Annotated in this window: 21 protein-coding genes and 2 tRNA genes; 22 read left to right on the top strand and 1 reads right to left on the bottom strand. The window is 35.1% G+C overall.

What is annotated here, in order from left to right; translation table 11 throughout:
• The 4 genes from csoZ (at window position 1) to CD172_RS12930 (ending at window position 2,960) form a co-directional block, all read left to right on the top strand.
• Window positions 1–234, top strand: coding sequence for a putative copper chaperone CsoZ (gene csoZ, locus CD172_RS04050; protein ID WP_060551526.1), 234 nt, complete (start codon window positions 1–3; stop codon window positions 232–234).
• Window positions 227–430, top strand: a complete 204-nt coding sequence (locus CD172_RS04045) for a heavy-metal-associated domain-containing protein (protein WP_060551525.1) — start codon at window positions 227–229, stop codon at window positions 428–430. The genes csoZ and CD172_RS04045 overlap by 8 nt, the downstream gene beginning before the upstream one ends.
• 124 nt (window positions 431–554) lie before the next feature.
• The gene (locus tag CD172_RS04040) at window positions 555–2,735 is read left to right on the top strand and encodes a heavy metal translocating P-type ATPase (protein WP_209050216.1); all 2,181 of its coding nucleotides are present in this window, start codon (window positions 555–557) and stop codon (window positions 2,733–2,735) included.
• An 84-nt stretch (window positions 2,736–2,819) separates the two neighbouring features.
• Window positions 2,820–2,960 (top strand): Lmo0850 family protein, encoded by a 141-nt coding sequence (locus CD172_RS12930; RefSeq protein ID WP_234022049.1) that lies wholly within the window; start codon window positions 2,820–2,822, stop codon window positions 2,958–2,960.
• A gap of 154 nt (window positions 2,961–3,114) precedes the next feature.
• Here CD172_RS12930 and CD172_RS04035 read toward each other — a convergent pair whose 3' ends face one another.
• On the bottom strand, window positions 3,115–4,314 hold the full coding sequence (locus CD172_RS04035; protein ID WP_103345560.1) for an FtsW/RodA/SpoVE family cell cycle protein: 1,200 nt from the start codon (window positions 4,312–4,314) through the stop codon (window positions 3,115–3,117).
• Between the two features lie 164 nt (window positions 4,315–4,478).
• On the opposite strand from CD172_RS04035, the gene CD172_RS04030 reads away from it, so the two are divergent.
• The 18 genes from CD172_RS04030 (at window position 4,479) to CD172_RS03945 (ending at window position 19,976) form a co-directional block, all read left to right on the top strand.
• Window positions 4,479–5,549 carry a D-alanine--D-alanine ligase gene (locus tag CD172_RS04030; protein WP_103345559.1) on the top strand — a complete coding sequence of 357 codons (1,071 nt, stop codon included), beginning with the start codon at window positions 4,479–4,481 and terminating at the stop codon, window positions 5,547–5,549.
• A gap of 11 nt (window positions 5,550–5,560) precedes the next feature.
• Complete coding sequence (locus CD172_RS04025; protein WP_103345558.1) at window positions 5,561–6,931, top strand: UDP-N-acetylmuramoyl-tripeptide--D-alanyl-D-alanine ligase; 1,371 nt, start codon at window positions 5,561–5,563, stop codon at window positions 6,929–6,931.
• A 307-nt stretch (window positions 6,932–7,238) separates the two neighbouring features.
• Window positions 7,239–8,726, top strand: coding sequence for a degradosome RNA helicase CshA (cshA, locus tag CD172_RS04020; RefSeq protein WP_103345557.1), 1,488 nt, complete (start codon window positions 7,239–7,241; stop codon window positions 8,724–8,726).
• Window positions 8,727–9,215: 489 nt separating this feature from the next.
• Entirely contained in the window at window positions 9,216–9,692 is a 477-nt protein-coding gene (locus CD172_RS04015) for a PH domain-containing protein (RefSeq protein ID WP_060551519.1), read from the top strand.
• Window positions 9,685–11,172: a PH domain-containing protein gene (locus tag CD172_RS04010; RefSeq protein ID WP_103345556.1), complete on the top strand. Its 1,488-nt coding sequence runs from the start codon at window positions 9,685–9,687 to the stop codon at window positions 11,170–11,172. The genes CD172_RS04015 and CD172_RS04010 overlap by 8 nt, the downstream gene beginning before the upstream one ends.
• The gene (locus tag CD172_RS04005) at window positions 11,156–11,662 is read left to right on the top strand and encodes a PH domain-containing protein (RefSeq protein ID WP_157950536.1); all 507 of its coding nucleotides are present in this window, start codon (window positions 11,156–11,158) and stop codon (window positions 11,660–11,662) included. The genes CD172_RS04010 and CD172_RS04005 overlap by 17 nt, the downstream gene beginning before the upstream one ends.
• A 71-nt stretch (window positions 11,663–11,733) precedes the next feature.
• Window positions 11,734–12,084, top strand: coding sequence for a holo-ACP synthase (gene acpS, locus CD172_RS04000; RefSeq protein WP_060551516.1), 351 nt, complete (start codon window positions 11,734–11,736; stop codon window positions 12,082–12,084).
• Window positions 12,085–12,189: 105 nt separating this feature from the next.
• On the top strand, window positions 12,190–13,338 hold the full coding sequence (gene alr, locus CD172_RS03995) for an alanine racemase (RefSeq protein WP_060551515.1): 1,149 nt from the start codon (window positions 12,190–12,192) through the stop codon (window positions 13,336–13,338).
• An 84-nt stretch (window positions 13,339–13,422) separates the two neighbouring features.
• Window positions 13,423–13,593 carry a type II toxin-antitoxin system antitoxin MazE gene (gene mazE, locus CD172_RS03990; protein ID WP_060551514.1) on the top strand — a complete coding sequence of 57 codons (171 nt, stop codon included), beginning with the start codon at window positions 13,423–13,425 and terminating at the stop codon, window positions 13,591–13,593.
• Entirely contained in the window at window positions 13,594–13,947 is a 354-nt protein-coding gene (locus CD172_RS03985) for a type II toxin-antitoxin system PemK/MazF family toxin (protein WP_037567539.1), read from the top strand.
• A gap of 59 nt (window positions 13,948–14,006) precedes the next feature.
• Window positions 14,007–15,011, top strand: coding sequence for a SpoIIE family protein phosphatase (locus tag CD172_RS03980; protein WP_060551513.1), 1,005 nt, complete (start codon window positions 14,007–14,009; stop codon window positions 15,009–15,011).
• A gap of 80 nt (window positions 15,012–15,091) precedes the next feature.
• Window positions 15,092–15,418 carry an anti-sigma factor antagonist gene (locus tag CD172_RS03975; protein WP_037567545.1) on the top strand — a complete coding sequence of 109 codons (327 nt, stop codon included), beginning with the start codon at window positions 15,092–15,094 and terminating at the stop codon, window positions 15,416–15,418.
• A gap of 2 nt (window positions 15,419–15,420) precedes the next feature.
• Window positions 15,421–15,900 (top strand): anti-sigma B factor RsbW, encoded by a 480-nt coding sequence (rsbW, locus tag CD172_RS03970; RefSeq protein WP_037567547.1) that lies wholly within the window; start codon window positions 15,421–15,423, stop codon window positions 15,898–15,900.
• Complete coding sequence (sigB, locus tag CD172_RS03965; RefSeq protein WP_060551512.1) at window positions 15,875–16,645, top strand: RNA polymerase sigma factor SigB; 771 nt, start codon at window positions 15,875–15,877, stop codon at window positions 16,643–16,645. The genes rsbW and sigB overlap by 26 nt, the downstream gene beginning before the upstream one ends.
• A 231-nt stretch (window positions 16,646–16,876) precedes the next feature.
• Entirely contained in the window at window positions 16,877–19,030 is a 2,154-nt protein-coding gene (locus CD172_RS03960; protein WP_103345554.1) for a Tex family protein, read from the top strand.
• Window positions 19,020–19,475 (top strand): SprT family protein, encoded by a 456-nt coding sequence (locus tag CD172_RS03955; RefSeq protein WP_060551510.1) that lies wholly within the window; start codon window positions 19,020–19,022, stop codon window positions 19,473–19,475. Before CD172_RS03960 ends, CD172_RS03955 begins: the two co-directional genes overlap by 11 nt.
• Before the next feature lie 323 nt (window positions 19,476–19,798).
• Window positions 19,799–19,881 (top strand) — tRNA-Leu (locus CD172_RS03950).
• 21 nt (window positions 19,882–19,902) lie between these two features.
• Window positions 19,903–19,976 (top strand) — tRNA-Gly (locus CD172_RS03945).
• Window positions 19,977–20,083 lie beyond the last annotated feature (107 nt).

Here is a 20,083-nt window from a genome sequence, read left to right as displayed (position 1 = left end):
ATGCAAGTCGATCGTGTGTATGTAGAAGATTTAAGAAATGAGCAATATCAAACACATCTTGTACAACGTTTGAATGAAATGATTGGGGTTAAAGAAGTAAGTATCGATAGTGATTTAAAGTGCATCACACTTCGATATGAAACGCCTATTAATTTGAATACGTTAGAAAAAGAGATTTATGACTCAGGTTTTAAAGTATTACGAACGAAAAAAGGAGAGAGAGAACATGGGTAAACACACTATTAATGTTGAAGGTATGACATGTAATCATTGTAAGGCGGCTGTTGAGGATGCAGTTAAAGGTAACAAAGAAGTATTGTCTGTCATTGCATCACCAGACGAGAATCAAGTGGAAGTGGAACTTACTGATGATGGTGCGCTTCATGATGTGAAACAACGTATTTATGATGCAGGTTATGAAGTGAAATAAAATTTATGTTGAATGTACTGAAATGAATTCAGTTCCTATTTAGAAGGGGGTAGGCAAATGATTGGTCTGCCCTCTATCATTTTAAGGATTCATATACCCTATATAGGTATAGGAGGTTGTCATAATGAAAGAAGAAACATATCAAATTTCAGGGATGCATTGTGCTGCGTGTGCGACACGCATAGAACGTGTACTGAATCGAGAAGCGGCTATTGAAGAAGCAACAGTTAACCTTGTTATGGAGAAAGCGACAGTTAAATATAACCCTAAACAAATTGATAGAGCAGCAATCTTTGAAAAAATTTCAAATATAGGATTTGAAGCACATGAAATTGAAAAAGATAATCACATTTCAAAACGGGAACATCAAGAATTAAAAAAACAACGAAATAAATTTCTGTTGTCAGCGTTGTTAGCTTTACCTCTGTTATACACAATGTTTGCACATTTTACATTCCTAGACTTTATACCTGTGCCAGAATTGTTGATGCATCCTTTATTTCAACTTGCATTGGCTACGCCCATTCAATTTATATTAGGTGGTCAATTTTATTTCGGTGCATGGCGAGCTTTAAAAAATAAAAGCGCAAATATGGATGTTTTGGTGGCAATGGGTACATCAGCAGCTTATTTTTATAGTTTTTACATGATGATTTTACACCAAGGTCATCCAGGGCATGTACCGCTTTACTTTGAGACGAGTGCGGTCCTCATTACACTCATTCTCCTTGGAAAATATTTTGAAAAGAGAGCCAAAGGACATGCAAGTGATGCCATAAAAAAACTAGCTGCATTGCAAGTGAAAGATGCATTGGTTGAAAAACATGGGGAAGTTGTCAATTTATCTATTGACCAAATACAAGTCGGAGATATTATTCATATTAAAAGTGGTACCTATATACCGCTAGATGCAGAAATCATTGAAGGCTCCACGTCAATTAATGAATCTATGATTACTGGTGAAAGCATACCTGTAGATAAAACGATAGGTGATTCTATTATTGGAAGTACATTAAATCAGGCCAACTTTATCAAAGCGAGAGTGACACATGTTGGAGATGATTTAGTACTCAATCAAATTATTAAAGTTGTTGAAGAGGCACAAACGAAAAAACCTCAAATCCAACGTTTAGCAGATAAAATATCTAACATTTTTGTTCCAACAGTAGTGGGCATCGCGCTATTTGCGTTTCTGTTATGGTTTTTCATTTTAACTTCATTTGATTTTACGCGATCACTTGAAATTTTTATCGCGGTGATTGTCATTGCTTGTCCTTGTGCATTAGGTTTAGCGACACCTACATCCATTATGGTTGGATCTGGGCGTGCTGCTGAATCAGGTATTTTATTTAAATCAGCAGAAAGTTTAGAACAAACACGTCAAATTGATACAATTGTTTTCGATAAAACCGGAACCCTTACAAAGGGCGCTCCTGAAGTTGTAGACACTATTGAATTTGAACGTGTGCCACATATCGATGATTATATTAAAAGTTTAGAATCTCAATCTGAACATCCTCTGTCTCATGCACTTGTTTCGCACTTTAAAGATGCCAAAAATGTAGCAATAAAAAATTATGAAACGCATATTGGAAATGGTATTTCTGGAATGATAGATGGCAGTTCAATTCGTATAGGATCACTATCTTTTATTGCATCAGAAATAACATTGACAGAGGACATGAAGCAACAACAACATCAGTTAGAAAGTAAAGGTGCAACGGTCATAGGTGTACAAATTAAACAAAAATTGACAATGATGATTGCTTTAAGAGATGAACCTAAACCAAAAGTAAAAGAGACGATACGCCAATTACGTCAACATTATGAAGTGGTTATGCTAAGCGGCGATAGTCAAATGACAGTTGAGGCCATTGCAAGAGAATTAGGTATTCAACGTACTTTTGCAAATGTAAAACCTAACGAAAAAGCAAAAATCATCGAAACATTGCAAGAAGACAATCATAAAGTGATGATGGTTGGAGATGGAATTAATGATGCCCCATCATTAATTCAAAGTGATATTGGTATTGCGATGGGATCAGGAACAGACATCGCGATTGAATCATCAGATGTTGCGTTAGTATACAACCACATTTCACAAATACCTGAAGTATTAAAATTAAGTGAATTAACTATTAAGAATATTAAACAAAATTTATTTTTTGCTTTTTGTTATAATATCATTGGCATTCCTATTGCAGCCGGAGGATTTCTAGCGCCTTGGGTTGCAGGAACTGCGATGGCTTTTAGTTCTGTCTCAGTCGTATTAAACGCATTACGTTTAAAACGTATTCAAAAATAAATTAAAAAATTTCAATTTATTGTAGTCATATGTAATAAAGTAGGGTATGATGTAAGAGAAGTTAGACATATGCGGGGTGATAATATGGAAAAACAGAATGAAAGAATTCAAAATGTGGTCCATATGTTATCATCAATTGGGGTTAAAGTTAAAAAAACAAAATCACGATTGGATATTATGCGATCACTTACCAATGCAAAACCTGCAACTGAGAAACTAAAGTAGTCAAAGCACGACATTAAATCATTGTGATTATCTTGGTGTAGATCACGGATATAGCGAGAATCATATCACAATTTTGTTTAAAAGCGTTAAAAAAACAGACTAGGATGTACTATCCTAGTCTGTTTTTATGTTCTGATTAAAATGTTAAAGGTGATTATAAAGGTGTTTTGTCAGTAGGCGCATTGTATTTTTTCGGTGCGTGATAACGCATGCTGAGAAGTACACCTACACCCGCCATTAAACTCCATAAAGCACTTCCTCCATAACTGATGAATGGTAATGGAATACCTGTAATCGGCAAGAGTTGTATCGTCATTCCGATATTTTGAACGATATGAAAAAGTAATAAACTCACATACCCCACGATGAATGATTTATTAAATAAGTCTGTAGTTTGAGATGCGCTTTTTAAAAGATGCATTAATAACAATAAATAAATCACAAGTAATACGACAGCACCTATGAAACCAAACTCTTCACCAATAACAGAGAATATAAAATCTGTATGGTTCTCTGGAATATATACTTCACCTTGGTTGAATCCTTTACCTATTAATTGTCCGGATCCAATTGCTTTCATAGATTCTGTGAGGTGAAAACCATCTCCAGAACTATATGTGTATGGATCTAGCCAAGAGTTAATGCGTCCTAACTGATAGGTTTTAATACCAGCAATATTTTCGATTAAACTCGGTTTATATAATATAGAAAGAATAAGGCTTCCACCAAATACAATGACGACACCGAATAAGGGCGCAAGTATTTTCCAAGAGATACCACTCACTACTACGATACCAGCGATTATCGCCATGACTACAAGTGTTGTACCTAAATCGTTTTGTAGCAATATTAAAAGTAGTGGAATAAACGTGACACCCATAATTTTCAGTATAAGAATCATGTCTGTTTCAAGGGACCTGTTAAACGTATAACGATTATGTTGAGCGACGACTTTGGAAATTGCAAGAATCAATACAATTTTCATGAACTCAGATGGTTGAATACTGATAGGGCCAAAGCGATACCAACTTTTGGCACCGTTGATAATAGGTGTTATCGATGTTTCAGGTAAAAGAATTAATCCTATCAATAAAAAGATAAATATAGAATAGATAATGAAGGTATATTTTCGGATTTTTTTAGGGGAGACAATCATTATCAAAAATGCAAGTATACCCCCTAATATGTAATAAAAAATTTGTCTGATGCCAAAATCCATACTATATTGTCCGCCACCCATAGCAGATTGAATAGTCATAACACTAATCAAACACAGCACTAAAATGAGTGTGATAAGTTTCCAATCTAAGCGATGTCGTAAAGATTTTTGAGTTTGTTGACGTGAGGAAGCCATAGTTATCTCCTTTACGAAAAGAATATCATGTAATAATTATATAACGATTGTACAGAACTTCGCATTAATTTGCTAACAAGAGTTATGATTCATTTGAAAATACATGCATTTCTGATCTTTCTCATGGTAATATTGAGTTTAGAATACGATTTGGAGGCGGACTTATGTCAAAAGAAGCTTTATGTATTATATACGGCGGAAAAAGTGCCGAACATGATGTGTCTATTTTAACAGCACAAAATGTTTTAAATGCAATTGATAAAGAGCAGTATCAAATTGACATTATTTACATTACAAATGAAGGTATTTGGAGAAAGAAAGAGAATATTACTAATGAAATTACTGACATTAACGGACTACATTTAGATGCTTCACTTGAGGGTGAAATTTCTTCAATGTTAACATGTAGTAGTCTAGGTGGACGCTATGATGTTGTTTTTCCGTTATTACATGGCCCGAATGGAGAAGATGGTACGATTCAGGGATTATTTGAAGTGCTCGACTTGCCATATGTTGGTAATGGGGTGCTTGCAGCTTCAAGTTCAATGGATAAACTTGTAATGAAACAATTATTTGCACAACGTGGTTTACCACAGCTGCCATATGTGAGTTTTTTACGTAGCGAATATGAAAAATACCAACATAACATTTTGAAACTGGTACAGGATAAATTAGAATTTCCAGTATTTGTAAAACCTGCGAATTTAGGATCAAGTGTAGGGATTAGTAAATGTTCAAATGAAGCAGAGTTAATCCAAGGGATTGAAGAAGCATTTCTTTTTGACCGTAAACTTGTTATTGAACAAGGCGTTAATGCAAGAGAAATTGAAGTTGCTGTACTTGGTAATGATTACCCCGAAACGACATGGCCAGGAGAAGTCATAAAAGATGTCGCGTTCTATGATTACAAGTCGAAATATAAAGATGGTAAAGTACAACTGTCTATTCCTGCTGATTTAGATGAGGATGTACAAATGACATTACGTAATATGGCAGTTGAAGCGTTTAAAGCAACAGATTGTTCAGGTATCCTCCGCGCAGATTTCTTCGTTACAGAGGATGATCAAATTTATATTAATGAAACCAATGCAATGCCTGGATTCACTGCGTATAGTATGTATCCGAAATTATGGGAAAATATGGGCGTTTCTTATCCAGAATTAATTACAAAACTGATTACATTAGCGAAAGAACGTCACCAAGATAAACAAAAAAATAAGCACAAAATTGATTAGAAGGTGACACGATGATTGACATAAGCTTACAACAACTCAAAACGTGGATTGATTGTGAAATCGATGAACAATATTTAACGCATACGATTAAAGGTGTGACTATTGATTCGCGTAACGTCCAACCAGGCCAACTTTTCATACCATTCAAGGGCGAAAATGTAGATGGTCACCAATATTGTGAACAAGCATTGAATAAAGGGGCAGGTGCAACATTCTTCCAATCAGACAGTGAGATTGAGGTGCCTCAAAATGGGCCCGTTATTTTTGTTAAAGATGCTTTAGACGCACTACAGCAATTGGCAAAAGCCTATATCCTAGCCGTAAACCCTACAGTTATTGCTGTAACAGGGTCAAATGGTAAAACAACAACGAAAGATATGATTGAGCATACATTGAAAGCAAATTATCGTGTAAAAAAAACGATAGGTAATTATAATAATGAAATTGGCTTACCTTTAACCATTTTAGAGTTAGATAACGATACAGAAGTGTCTATTTTAGAAATGGGTATGTCAGGCTTTCATGAAATAGAGTTATTGTCTCATATCGCTCAACCTGATTTTGCTGTTATCACAAACATCGGTGAATCTCATATGCAAGATTTAGGCTCTAGAGAAGGTATTGCCAAAGCTAAATTTGAAATCGTTTCTGGAATGAAACCTCATGGTAAATTAATTTATGATGGCGATGAGCCTTTACTAAAGCCACATATTGAGACTTTAAATGAGGCACAATGCATGAGTGTCGGGTTAAATCAGGATAATCAAATGCGTTGTAAAATTTTATCTCATGACGAGCATGGCATTTCGTTTTCAATCAATAATGAGGTCGACTATCAATTACCAATTATTGGAGCGCATAATATGCGTAATGCAGCCATCGCAATCACGATTGCGTCATTACTCGGCGTAGATCATCAAACAATTCAAACTCAATTGAATGATTTAAAACTCACAGGTATGCGCATGCAAAAATTTGAAGCGCCTAATGGTGCTACCGTTATTAACGATGCTTATAATGCAAGTCCTACAAGTATGAAAGCTGCAATTGATACGTTAAGTCAAATGAACGGACGTAAAGTTTTAATTTTTGGCGATGTACTTGAACTAGGTGAACAATCAAAAGCACTCCACATGAGTGTTGGACATTACTTAGAAGACAAAAATATCGACATGCTCTATACGTATGGAGAAGCGGCGCGCGATATTCACGAAAAAGGGAAGCGTCACGTACAAGAAGCCATACATTTTAGTGATAAATCGCAAATGATTAAATACGTTAAATCGATATTAAATTCACAGGATAAAGTATTGGTTAAAGGATCGCGTGGTATGAAATTGGAAGAAGTCGTCGATGGTTTAATCACTATTGATGCAAAATAAAAATTAAACAAAACATGACATCATAACGTCTTAAATGACTATAGATGTCATGTTTTTTATATCGTACTTTGAATATGTCTATAAGCGTGTGCAAAAAGGCAATTGATAGAAAACATCAACGACAGTAATGAAGAAATGATGAGGCTTGCAGTTAGTATTTTTAAAGTGAAATAAATACGCATCTAAGCGATATGAGTTAAGATTGGTTTATTGCGCATTTGGTTTACAGGTGTTAATATGGAGAAGTTGGAAAAATCATTATTGAGATAAATTATGAGAATAAACATTCCAAAAAAGGAGAATGACTTTGCAAAATTTTACAAGCTTAGGTGTTTCAGAACGTACAGCTGAAACATTAGAGTCGATGGGATTTACGGAACCTACACCGATACAAAAGGATAGCATTCCATCTGCTCTTAAAAATTTAGATATTTTGGGCCAAGCACAAACAGGAACAGGTAAAACAGGTGCATTTGGTATCCCATTAATAGAGAAAGTAGTGGGCCAAGAAGGTGTGCGCGCTCTGATTTTAGCACCGACACGTGAACTTGCAATGCAAGTAGCAGAACAATTACGTGAATTTAGCCGTGGGCAAAATGTACAAGTTGTAACGGTATTTGGTGGCATGCCAATCGATCGACAAATTAAATCATTAAAGCGTGGGCCTCAAATTGTCGTAGGTACACCTGGACGTGTGATTGATCATTTAAATCGTCGTACGCTTAAAACACAAGATGTAGAAACGTTAATTTTAGATGAAGCAGACGAAATGATGAACATGGGCTTTATTGATGATATGCGCTACATAATGGATAAATTACCAGCCGAGAATCGTCAAACAATGTTGTTCTCAGCAACAATGCCTAGAGCAATTCAAGAACTTGTTCAGAAGTTCATGAAATCACCGCAAATCATTAAAACCATGAACAATGAATTATCTGATCCTCAAATTGATGAGTTTTATACAATTGTGAAAGAACTAGAAAAATTTGACACTTTCACAAACTTCTTAGATGTGCATCAACCAGAACTTGCTATCGTTTTTGGCCGTACAAAGCGTCGCGTTGATGAATTAACAAGTGCGCTTTTATCGAAGGGATATAAAGCAGAAGGTTTACATGGGGATATTACGCAAGCAAAACGATTAGAAGTTTTGAAAAAATTTAAAAATGATCAAATCGATATCCTTGTGGCAACAGATGTTGCAGCACGTGGACTAGATATTTCTGGTGTGAGCCATGTCTATAACTTTGATATTCCTCAAGATACTGAAAGTTACACACACCGTATTGGTCGTACAGGACGTGCAGGAAAACAAGGTATGGCGGTAACATTTGTAAATCCAATCGAAATGGATTACATTCGTCAAATCGAACAAGCGAACCGTCGTCAAATGCGTGCATTACGTCCGCCACACCGTAAAGAAGTGTTACGTGCACGTGAAGAAGAAATTAAATCAAAAGTTGAGAATTGGATGGCTGCAACGAAAGAACCACGTGTTGAAAGTATCGCACAGCAATTACTTGAAGTGTACGATCACTCTGATTTAGTGACAGCACTATTACAAGAACTAGTGGAGTCAAATGATGAAGTTGAAGTACAACTTACATTTGAAAAGCCTCTTGCACGTAAAAACCGTCAACCAAAAGGTAATCGTAAAGGCGGTAGTGGCAAACGTCATGCGAAGTCAAGACGTGGCAACAAATCAGGTTTCAATAAAAAAGGTAACAATCACAAAGAAAAACGTGAATCTAAAGTGAAAAAGGGACGCACATTCGCAGATCATCAAAAATAGTGTGTGAGATTGTTTCTTTGCTAGAACCATCTCAATGGATAAAAGAGCATGATTTAACATAAAGAAGGGCTGAGACAAAGCAGACCTGTTAATTAAAATAAGCCAGCAAAATTCATTTTGTACATGAACTTTGCTGGCTATTATTTATCTATATAAATTAATTTAGTCTTAGTGATGGACACTATGATGAATTGTGATTGATCCCTTAGCCGAGACTTCTGAGGCATTTAGCCGCAACCGAAAATCCATTTTGAGAGCAAAATCTAAGAGATTTTTGCTCCCTAGTTGAAGTAAGGCGTCTAGAAAAGCGAGGCGTTAGGGACAATCATAGGTTTAATGATTTATGTCTCAGCCGTTTTTGTTTAAGTTTAATGATATCGCGATGATAATGACGATGTGAGATTGATATTAAATTCTATGATATATTCGATACAATTTAAATATTAACGTATGCTATAATCATAATAATATTTGGTAAAGGAGATATGTATGTTGAAAGGATCGATGTTAAAACCATCCAAAGCTACACTTTCTTATAGTATCACAAGCAATGTCCTTCAATTGCTAGTTGAGATTTGTGTTTTATCCGTTCTGTTGTATTGCGCTCACCTATTTGCTTGGCATATCGTATGGACGTATGTACTCGTGATATGTCTCGTATTAAATATCATCATGCGTACTGTTTATCCGATTGTTTCCTATCATTTTTATACATACCGCATTCACACTAAGGTCGTTGAAATTCGTAAAAATGTTTGGTTTCAACACTACCAAGCAATTAAAATTGAACGGATTCAATATATAGAAAATGTGACCAATCCATTAGCTACATATTATAAATTAAAAAAATTAAAAATAACGACTGCAGGACATGAAATCGCTTTACCTTATTTATTAGAGACTCAAGCGAATGATATCGCAATACACTGTATGACTGTTTTAGAAAGGGGTGAGGATGATGTATAATCCACAAAAATTACATCCCATTTCATATATCACAGGGTTAATTGAGGCTATCAAACAAAATATTTTCGTGTTTATTATTTTCATCTTTTTTCAACTTGATAGCTTTAAGTGGTATGATATTTGGAGCTATGTTGTCCCAGGTATCTTTTTTATTGTCTTCTTAATTAGTTTTTGTATCAACATCGTACGTGTATATAAAACGCGCTATTGGATAGAGGATGATTACTTTATTGTTACAACGGGTGTGTTTAACCTCGAACGTAAAGAATTACATATCAAACGCATTCAATCCATCGATGCGAATCAATCTATCATTAACCGCATTTTTGGTGGTGTCAATTTACAACTTAAAACGCCTAGTGACAGTATTGAATTGGATACCATTACTCAGTTACAAAGTGAGCGTATTCGTGAAGAAGTTGAAAAAGTAAAAGGTCATTTACATCAAACCTCACAACAAGAGTATCTGGAGAATACAGTATCAAACGCGCATTATGAAGCCGAGGTACTCTTTACATTATCAACTAAAAATTTGTTGTTTATGGCTATGACAAGTGGTGCAATTTTAGTGACGCTAGCTACGGTAGGACCGATTATTGGTACATTCCAAAACAATATTGATTGGAATTGGCTATTTGGAAGTGTAAATCATGTATTTAACCATCAAGTGTATGCTACTATAATTATTTTAAGCATTATATTGGTCGTCAGTTATATCATTGGTGTCATCATCACGATGATAAAATATTATGGATTTACGCTACATCGACATGGTGACTACTTGCATATGAAATTTGGATTACTCAATATACGCCGAATGACAATACCTATTACTAGAATTCAGGCCGTTGTTGAAGACCGTTCTTTCATGAGAACGTTGTTTGGCTATACGTCTTATGCGTATATTATTACGAGCGATCACGCAGTTAAAGAAGATGAACATTCAAATGGTAAAGTGATGATTTTACCATTTATTGAACGTCGTTTAGCACAACATATCATTGCAGACATCACACCACACCTTCAATTTAATCCAATTACAACCGGCTTGCCGTGGCGTGGGTTTCATCGTCGCTTTTGGATTATAAGTGTCATGCTCATTGGATGTGCCACATTAGGGCATTTTTACTATAGCCCATGGATTTGGCTACCAACGCTGTTGATTATTGGCTACACAATCTTTCATAGTTATGTGGCTATCCAACAGTCGGGCGTTGCTATAAATGAGTCCCAAATGTCATTAAAACAAGTAACGTTATTTGGTTATCGCACCTCATATTTTAAACGCGACAAAGTCATTGGTTATCGTCAAAGTGCGCATCCATTGATGCAAAAAGCAAACCTAAGTCATTTTGCATTTTTAGTAGCAAAAGGAAATACGAATGAGAAGATTGGATTACGTTTTCATGATTTCAACACAGTTGCACGTTATCGAAAGTGGTATACCAATGGAGGTGGTCGTGATGAAAACAATGCATAAGCAAGGCTTACGTGTATTAAAGATTAGAGGCATACTGTATACGTGCATCTGTCTCAGTTTTGCTACGGGTTACATGTTGAGCGCATACTTTTTAAAGTGGCAATCATTTAAAACCATGATGATTGTTAGTATTGTCCTCGTCATATTATTAGCATTGTACTTTATCTTCGTGGCGCCACGTTATCGATATGCAATTTTTAAATATCAATATGATGAACATAGAATATTTATACAAAAAGGCTTATTTTTTATTAAACAAACCCATGTCCCTTTATATCGCATTCAAAATGTAGAAATTGAAGAAGGATGGATTATGAGACGTTATCATCTTGCTAATATATTAATGCATACTGCAGGAGGTTTAGTTTCAGTAAAATTAATTCATAAAGATGAAGCGCAAAAATTAAATGCTTTCATTAGACAACATGGTATGATTGATGAGAGTGGTGCATTGCATCAAGGATTAGAGGCTAACACGTCAGATGAATAATGATTGAATGTCGTAGTCATTCTTAAGTCCAATGAAAATAAAAAAGATATTTGAGAAAATGAGGGAAACTAATGATTTATGGTATCGGTATCGATTTAGTGGAAATCAACCGTTTAAAAGAAGTGTTGAAACGACAAGCACGTTTTCCAGAGCGCATTTTATCAGCTAAAGAATTAGAGCGATTTAATAGTTTTAAACTTGAAAAACGCCAGCTTGAATTTCTTGCTGGACGATTTGCATGTAAAGAAGCAATGAGTAAAGCCTTAGGAACAGGTCTTGGCGAAAACATAGCATTTAAAGATATTCACTGTGAAAATGATCAAAATGGTAAACCCACAATCGCATATAAAGATTTCACCGTTCATGTGTCTATTTCACATACAGAACATTATGCAGTGAGCCAAGTCATTATAGAACAATAAGTGCTTTAGAGCAGAGTAAAAGATTAAAATCATCTAATATAGATGTGTTTTAGATGTCTCTGCTCATATTTGTTAAGAGAGATTGATTTTAGGAAGGTGACAATTGTGTCAGATAAATATTTTCGTTCAACGGAATTAACCATTGATTTAGATGCGATAACAGATAATTACCATGCATTAGTAAAATTGCAACCAAATAAATTGATAATGCCAGTTGTAAAAGCAAATGCATACGGCTTGGGTAGTATCCAAATCGCGACACATTTACGTGATTTAGGTGCGGAGTTTTTCTGTGTTGCCACTTTAGATGAAGCAATTGAATTAAGAATGCATGGTATCAAAGAGAAGATTTTAATTTTATCAAGTGTACCGCCACATGCTATTAATAAAGCAATTCAACATCGTGTAGCCATAGGCGTTCCATCGAAAGAATGGCTTGAACGAGCGATTGCACATATAGACGAAGAGGCTAAAAAAAATGTATGGATGCATATTAAACTTGATACAGGTATGAATCGTTTAGGCATTAAAGATGCAGAGACATATCATGAGGTAATACAACTCATTGAACAACACCCTAATTTAAAATTCGAAGGTGTGTTCTCACATTTTTCATCTGCCGACGATGATAATGATACATCTAAATTACAATATGAACGATTTAAAACACTTGTCGAAAGTACACAACAACCCCCTTATGTACACATTCAAAATTCAGCTGGCGCTTTAAGATTTGATCCATCAATTTGTAACGCATTTCGTCCAGGCATTGCACTATATGGCTATTATCCTTCATCATTTATTGAGGAAAAAGTGACTGCTAAATTAAGGCCATCTTTGCAATGGACCTCGGCGATAACGCAAGTGAAAACGTTAGAACCTGGTGAAAGCATTGGATATGGTGAAACGTATACAGCTGAAAAAGCGATGACAATTGCCTTGTTACCTGTAGGGTATGCAGATGGCTATTTACGAAGTATGCAAGGCAGTGATGTAAAGGTCAATGGACATCAATGTAAAGTAGTAGGGCGTGTAAGTATGGATCAAACGGCGATTCATGTACCCGAAACGACACAACCAGGAGATATTGTAACGTTAATAGAGCCTATAGCACATTCTCCTCAATCAGTCGAAGCATTAGCGACACAACAAAATACTATAAATTATGAAGTTTTATGCAATTTGAGTAGACGCGTTGCAAGAATATACAAAACACAACAATTGTGTGAAATATCCAACGAATTATTAAAATAGTATGGTTATTATATAGGATTTTTGATATCATAAAATGGAATCAAGGAAAATTATATCTGTTTTATTGATATGGAGGTCCTACTTATGTCAGCATTCTATCAAATAAGAGGTAAAAGCTTAGAACAATCATTAAAAGAAGGGTATGTTCAGATGGCGGATTTAAATCTCTCCCTAGCAACTGAAGCATACTCAGTCGAGTGTGAAGCTTGTGACTGTAACGAAACACACTTATTATCTAACAATAAGGATGACTAAATGAAACGTGGCGACGTTTATTTAGCAGATTTATCGCCAGTTCAAGGGTCGGAACAAGGGGGAGTCAGACCTGTCGTTATCATTCAAAATGATACTGGCAATAAGTATAGTCCAACGGTTATAGTAGCTGCAATTACTGGACGCATTAATAAAGCAAAAATTCCAACACATGTTGAAATTGAAAAACATAAATATAAGCTCGATAAAGATTCAGTTATCTTATTAGAACAAATAAGAACTGTCGATAAAAAGAGACTTAAAGAAAAGTTGACATATCTTTCAGATAAAAAGATGAAAGAAGTGAACGCTGCACTTGGAATTAGTCTAGGATTGCACATGAACCAACATAAATAGGCTTTAGGATTTGTATTTCCTAAAGCCTTTTACCATGTTACAAAAGGGGGGAAGTCCATTTGACGCATCAAAATGAAGTGCGCTACTTTGATTTAGTAGATGCATTTATAAAAGATAAAAATAAAAGCCAGACACTTCAAACGGCGCGGAGTTATGCGGACCATATTACTGGAAAAGGTGTCACACCAGAAGATATCGTTCGAATGCATAAGAAATATGCAGAAGAACATCAACTTTCCCATGGCCAACTTGTAGATAGTATGGATGTACTAGAAAAAGTAATATCTAGTTTTGGTTTTAATTACACAGATTATAAAGATTTAATTGACCGAATGGAAATTCATGATAAAGAGTTAGACGTTGCATCTCGACTTCAACAAACAATGTTAAAAACAGAAATTCCTCAATTTGATAGCATTCAAATCGGTGTTATATCTGTTGCTGCACAACGTGTAAGTGGTGACTATTTCAATTTAATAGATCATAAAGATGGCACGATGAGTTTTGCTGTAGCAGACGTCATTGGTAAAGGTATTCCTGCTGCATTAGCCATGAGTATGATTAAGTTTGGTATGGATTCTTATGGGCATTCGCAATTACCTAATGATGGTTTGAAGCGGTTGAACCGAGTTGTCGAGAAAAACGTTAACCAAAATATGTTCATTACGATGTTTTATGGCTTATATGAAGAAATGAATCATATTTTATATTGCAGTTCAGCTGGACACGAGCCAGGGTACATTTTCCGAGCAGAAGAAAATGAATTTGAAGAAATTGATGTGAGGGGCCGGATTTTAGGTGTGAGCCCTCACATAAGATACGATCAAAAAGAAATTAAAATCAATATTAACGATCTCATTATCATTTTTACTGATGGTGTTACCGAAATACGTCATGAAGATGGAGATTTTATAAATAAAAATAAACTGCTTGAATTCATAAAAGGCTATAAAGAATTACATCCTCAAGACATTGTTCAATTATTATACGAAAAGTTGTTACGTCTACATAAAGAAGGTAAACGCGACGACCTAACAATATTAATTATTAAAAGAGTCAATTAATTTCTATAAATTTAGATTAAAGCAACATAGAAGTGGGTAAAATCCCGTAGTAGAGTATATTTGTAGGAGTGTAAATAATAATGAACCTTAATATAGAATCGCAAAAACATGAACACTATTATGACATCGCAGTCAGTGGAGAATTGGATGTTGCTACTGTACCTGAACTAGAAAAAGTTTTAGTACCAATTAGACAAGCAGGTACGCATGACATTCATGTAAATTTAGAAAACCTATCTTATATGGATTCAACAGGTTTAGGTCTCTTTGTAGGCACATTAAAGTCTTTAAATCAAAATAACAAGGAATTATATATACTAGGTGTAAATGACCGAATTAAAAGATTATTTGAAATAACAGGGTTAAATGATTTAATGCATGTGAATGAAGGGACGGAGGTCGAATAACTATGTCACAAAAAAATGATTTTATTGAAATGAGACTTCCAGCATCAGCAGAATATGTAAGTTTAATACGATTGACATTGTCTGGCGTATTTACTCAAGCGGGTGCATCATACGATGATATTGAAGATGCTAAAATCGCTGTAAGTGAAGCCGTTACGAATGCTGTAAAACATGCATATAAAGATAAAAAAGAAAAAGGTTATATTAACATCGGTTTTGAAAAATGTGATACCCATATTAAAATTATCGTTTCGGATCAAGGAGAAAGTTTCAATTATCAAGAGACGAAACAACAACTAGGCCCATACAAAGAGAATGAGAATATTGATTTCTTACGTGAAGGTGGCTTAGGGTTGTTCTTAATTGAGTCGTTAATGGATGAAGTTACAGTAGATAAAGAAACTGGTGTAACAATTAGTATGATCAAGTATATAAAAAAAGAGCAGGTGCGAAACAATGACGAAAGAGTCGAAATCAGCTAATTTTGTTTCACCTGAACAAATCAACGACTGGATTAAGCAACACCAAGAGCATCAAGATGAAGTTGCACAAGAAAAGCTTGTCATGCATTATGAAAAACTCATCGAATCTTTAGCATATAAATATTCTAAAGGACAATCACATCATGAAGATCTAGTACAAGTTGGTATGGTGGGACTGATAGGTGCTATCAATCGATTTGATCTTTCTTTTGATCGTAAATTTGAAGCATTTTTAGTTCCAACAGTGATTGGTGAAATTAAAAGATATTTACGTGACAAAACATGGAGTGTGCACGTTCCACGTCGCATTAAAGAAATTGGTCCTAGAATTAAAAAAGTCAGCGATGAACTTACGAATGAGCTTGAACGCTCACCTTCCATTTCAGAAATCGCAGCACGCTTAGAAGTGACAGAAGAAGAGGTGCTTGAGGCTATGGAAATGGGACAAAGTTACAATGCGTTAAGTGTCGACCATTCTATAGAAGCTGATAAAGATGGATCAACGGTTACATTATTAGATATCATGGGAAGTCAAGATGATAACTATGATTTAACTGAAAAACGAATGATACTAGAGCGTATCATTCCGATACTTTCAGACCGAGAACGTGAAATTATTCAATGTACGTTTATTGACGGTTTAAGTCAAAAAGAAACGGGTGAGCGTATTGGATTAAGCCAAATGCATGTCTCTCGTTTACAACGCACAGCGATAAAAAAATTACAAGAAGCAGCAAGAAAGTAAAAGTGATGCGGTTAAGAACGTTTAATAGAAATATGTCATTATATATATCAATATCCGTGGGTCACACCATGAAACACATTAAAAGTGTTACCGCGGTTTTTTTATAAGTTCATACTAAAATAGCTGAGACTTTATAGGTCTCAGCTATTTTATGTGATAACGACATCATTATCAAACTTTAAATATCAATGTTAAAATAAGAATGTAATTATAAAGAAAGTGGTGAACTCCTTGGCAAATGCATTAGTCCAAGCAATACATAATGAGTATCAATTCTCTATCAAACAAATCGAAGCAGTTTTAAAACTTTTAGAAGATAAAAACACTGTACCATTTATCGCACGTTATCGAAAAGAAATGACTGATGGCTTAGATGAAGTTGAAATTAAAAAAATTGCAGATGAATTTAACTATCTGCAAAACCTTCAAAAACGTAAAGATGAAGTTATACATAGTATTGAGCAACAAGGCTTATTAACAGAAACTTTGAAACAAGACATTTTGAAGCAAACGAAGCTTCAACGTGTTGAAGATTTATACCGACCATATAAACAAAAAAAGAAAACAAGAGCAACAGAAGCGAAAAGAAAAGGATTGGCGCCTTTAGCAAAATGGATTGATGCGCAAAATGAAACGGAAAGCATTGATATACGAGCAAAACAATTTATCAATGAGGAAGTGCCTACAATTGAAGCGGCAATTTTAGGCGCACAAGATATCATTGCAGAACGTATTGCAGACCATCCACAATATCGACAGCGTATACTTAATGAAACACAGCGACATGGTGTAATAACAGCTACAAAAAAGAAAAATGCTGTAGATGAAAATGAAATTTTTGCAATGTATTATAATTATTCTGAGCCTTTAAAACGTTTAGCCAATCACCGAATTTTAGCTATGAATCGCGGTGAAAAAGAGAAAATATTAGCTATTAAAATTGATGTGGATCAATCACTGATTATTGATCACATTAAGCATTCTGAAATTATGGGGGATAACCCATTATCACATATCGTTAAAAATGCAATAGAAGATGCGATGAAACGCTTGATTTTTCCATCTATAGAACGTGAAATACGTACGGACCTTACAAAACGAGCAGAAGATAGTGCGATAGAAGTGTTTAGTAAAAATCTCAAACAATTGTTATTACAACCACCATTAAAACAAAAACAAATTTTAGGTATTGATCCTGCCTATAGGACAGGTTGTAAACTGGCAGTTATTAATTCTATGGGCTCATTTGTAGCAAAATCTGTCATGTATCCACACCCACCAGTTTCCAAAATGAAAGATGCAGAACGCATATTTTTAAATATCATTAACACGTACGATATTGATTTGATTGCAATAGGTAATGGCACAGCGAGTCGAGAAACAGAACAATTCGTAGCAAATATGATACAAACGCACGGTTTGAAAGTTCAATATATTATCGTGAATGAAGCGGGTGCATCAGTCTATTCTGCGTCTGATATAGCGAGACAAGAGTTCCCAGATTTCCAAGTAGAAGAACGTAGTGCAGCGTCAATTGGTCGCCGTGTACAAGATCCATTAAGTGAGCTTGTTAAAATAGACCCTAAATCAATAGGAGTGGGGCAATATCAACATGATGTAAACCAAAAACAATTAGGTGAAGCGCTCGATTTTGTTGTTGAAACGGCTGTAAACCAAGTAGGTGTCAATGTTAATACTGCGTCAAGTACTTTATTGCAACATGTTGCGGGATTGTCAAAACCAATAGCAAATAACATTATTCAATATAGAGAAGAAAACGGTAAGATTACACATCATAAAGAAATCAATAAAGTGAAACGATTAGGTCAAAAAACCTTTGAGCAAAGTATCGGGTTTTTAAGAATTGTAGATGGAGAAGAGCCATTAGATAACACACCCATCCATCCAGAAAGTTACGCTGTAACATATCAATTGTTAGATGAACTCAATATTGATGTTGCAGAATTAGGTAGTAAGCAACATCAACAAACCTTTGAAAACTTAAATATAGAAGCTTGTGCAGAAAAGTTAAATATTGGTGTGCCAACTCTGGAGGATATAGTTCAAGCGCTTATGGCACCGAACCGAGATCCACGTGATGAATATGAAACGCCTCAACTTAAATCAGATGTATTATCCATTGAAGATTTAACAAAAGGTATGAAATTAAATGGTACTGTAAGAAACGTCGTAGATTTTGGTGCTTTTGTAGATATTGGTGTGAAACAAGATGGTTTGGTGCATATTTCTAAATTGGCGAAACGTTTTGTGAAACATCCTATGGATATTGTCAGTGTAGGCGATATTGTTGAAGTATGGGTAGAGCGCATTGATGTTGATAAAGGAAAAGTCGCACTCACAATGATTGATCCTAATGGACAATGAGACTTTACAATCACGAGCTGAATCTATCGCGCTAACCTATTTTGGACGTCCATTTATACATCGGATTTATTTTAATCACCGCCTACGAACAACTGGAGGACGATATTTATTAAAGTCACACGATATAGAGATAAACCCGAAACAGTACGAACATTTTGGAGAGGCAGCGATTGATGCGATTATAAAACATGAATTGTGTCATTATTTTCTTCATCTAGATGGAAAAGGATATCAACATAGAGATTCAGATTTTAAAAAATTAAGTCAAATGGTTCATGCCCCTCGATTCTGTACACCTACAGAAACGTACCGTGAACGTGCGAATTATGAATACATGTGTACAAAGTGTCATCAAAAATTTTTGAGAATCCGAAAAGTAAACACCAGAAAGATGAGATGTGGACGTTGTGGCGGTGGGTTGAAAATAACGTCGTATTTATCATAATTTGATTAGTAAGTATCTTATCTTTCATAGAAAAGGGTAAAGATTCCGTTTGAAAGGAATTTTTATCCTTTTTTTAAGAAATAAAGGTTATTGACTTTGCATATTTTGATACGTATAATAATAAAAGTCGTCACATTAATTATGACGCACTTATGTGAAAATGATTGTTGACTTCATGAGGTAAATAAGTTATGATTTAATATGTTGCCAAATTAAAGTTAAAGACGTTTTACAAATATTAATCTTTTGTTAAAAAAGTGTTGACTTTAGTTAATGAGGATAGTACAATAAATCTTGTCGAAAAAATCAATGATTTTTACCGAGCGGTCGTGGCGGAACGGCAGACGCGCTAGGTTGAGGGCCTAGTGGGAGTATTCCCGTGGAGGTTCAAATCCTCTCGGCCGCATCAACATCGAATATAACACTTGCGGGTGTAGTTTAATGGCAAAACCTCAGCCTTCCAAGCTGATGTTGTGGGTTCGATTCCCATCACCCGCTCCATTAATTATTATGAACATTGAAAACTGAATGACAATATGTCAACGTTAATTCCAATAATTTTGAGTACGTAATGTACTTTCAAGAGTGATTGGCTTAAGCAATCAACG

The sequence above is a fragment of the Staphylococcus agnetis genome (assembly GCF_002901865.1).
GTDB classification, from domain to species: Bacteria; Bacillota; Bacilli; order Staphylococcales; family Staphylococcaceae; genus Staphylococcus; species Staphylococcus agnetis.
The sequence above is the reverse complement of the archived record's forward strand: the minus strand, read 5'-3'. Positions and strand labels throughout refer to the sequence as shown.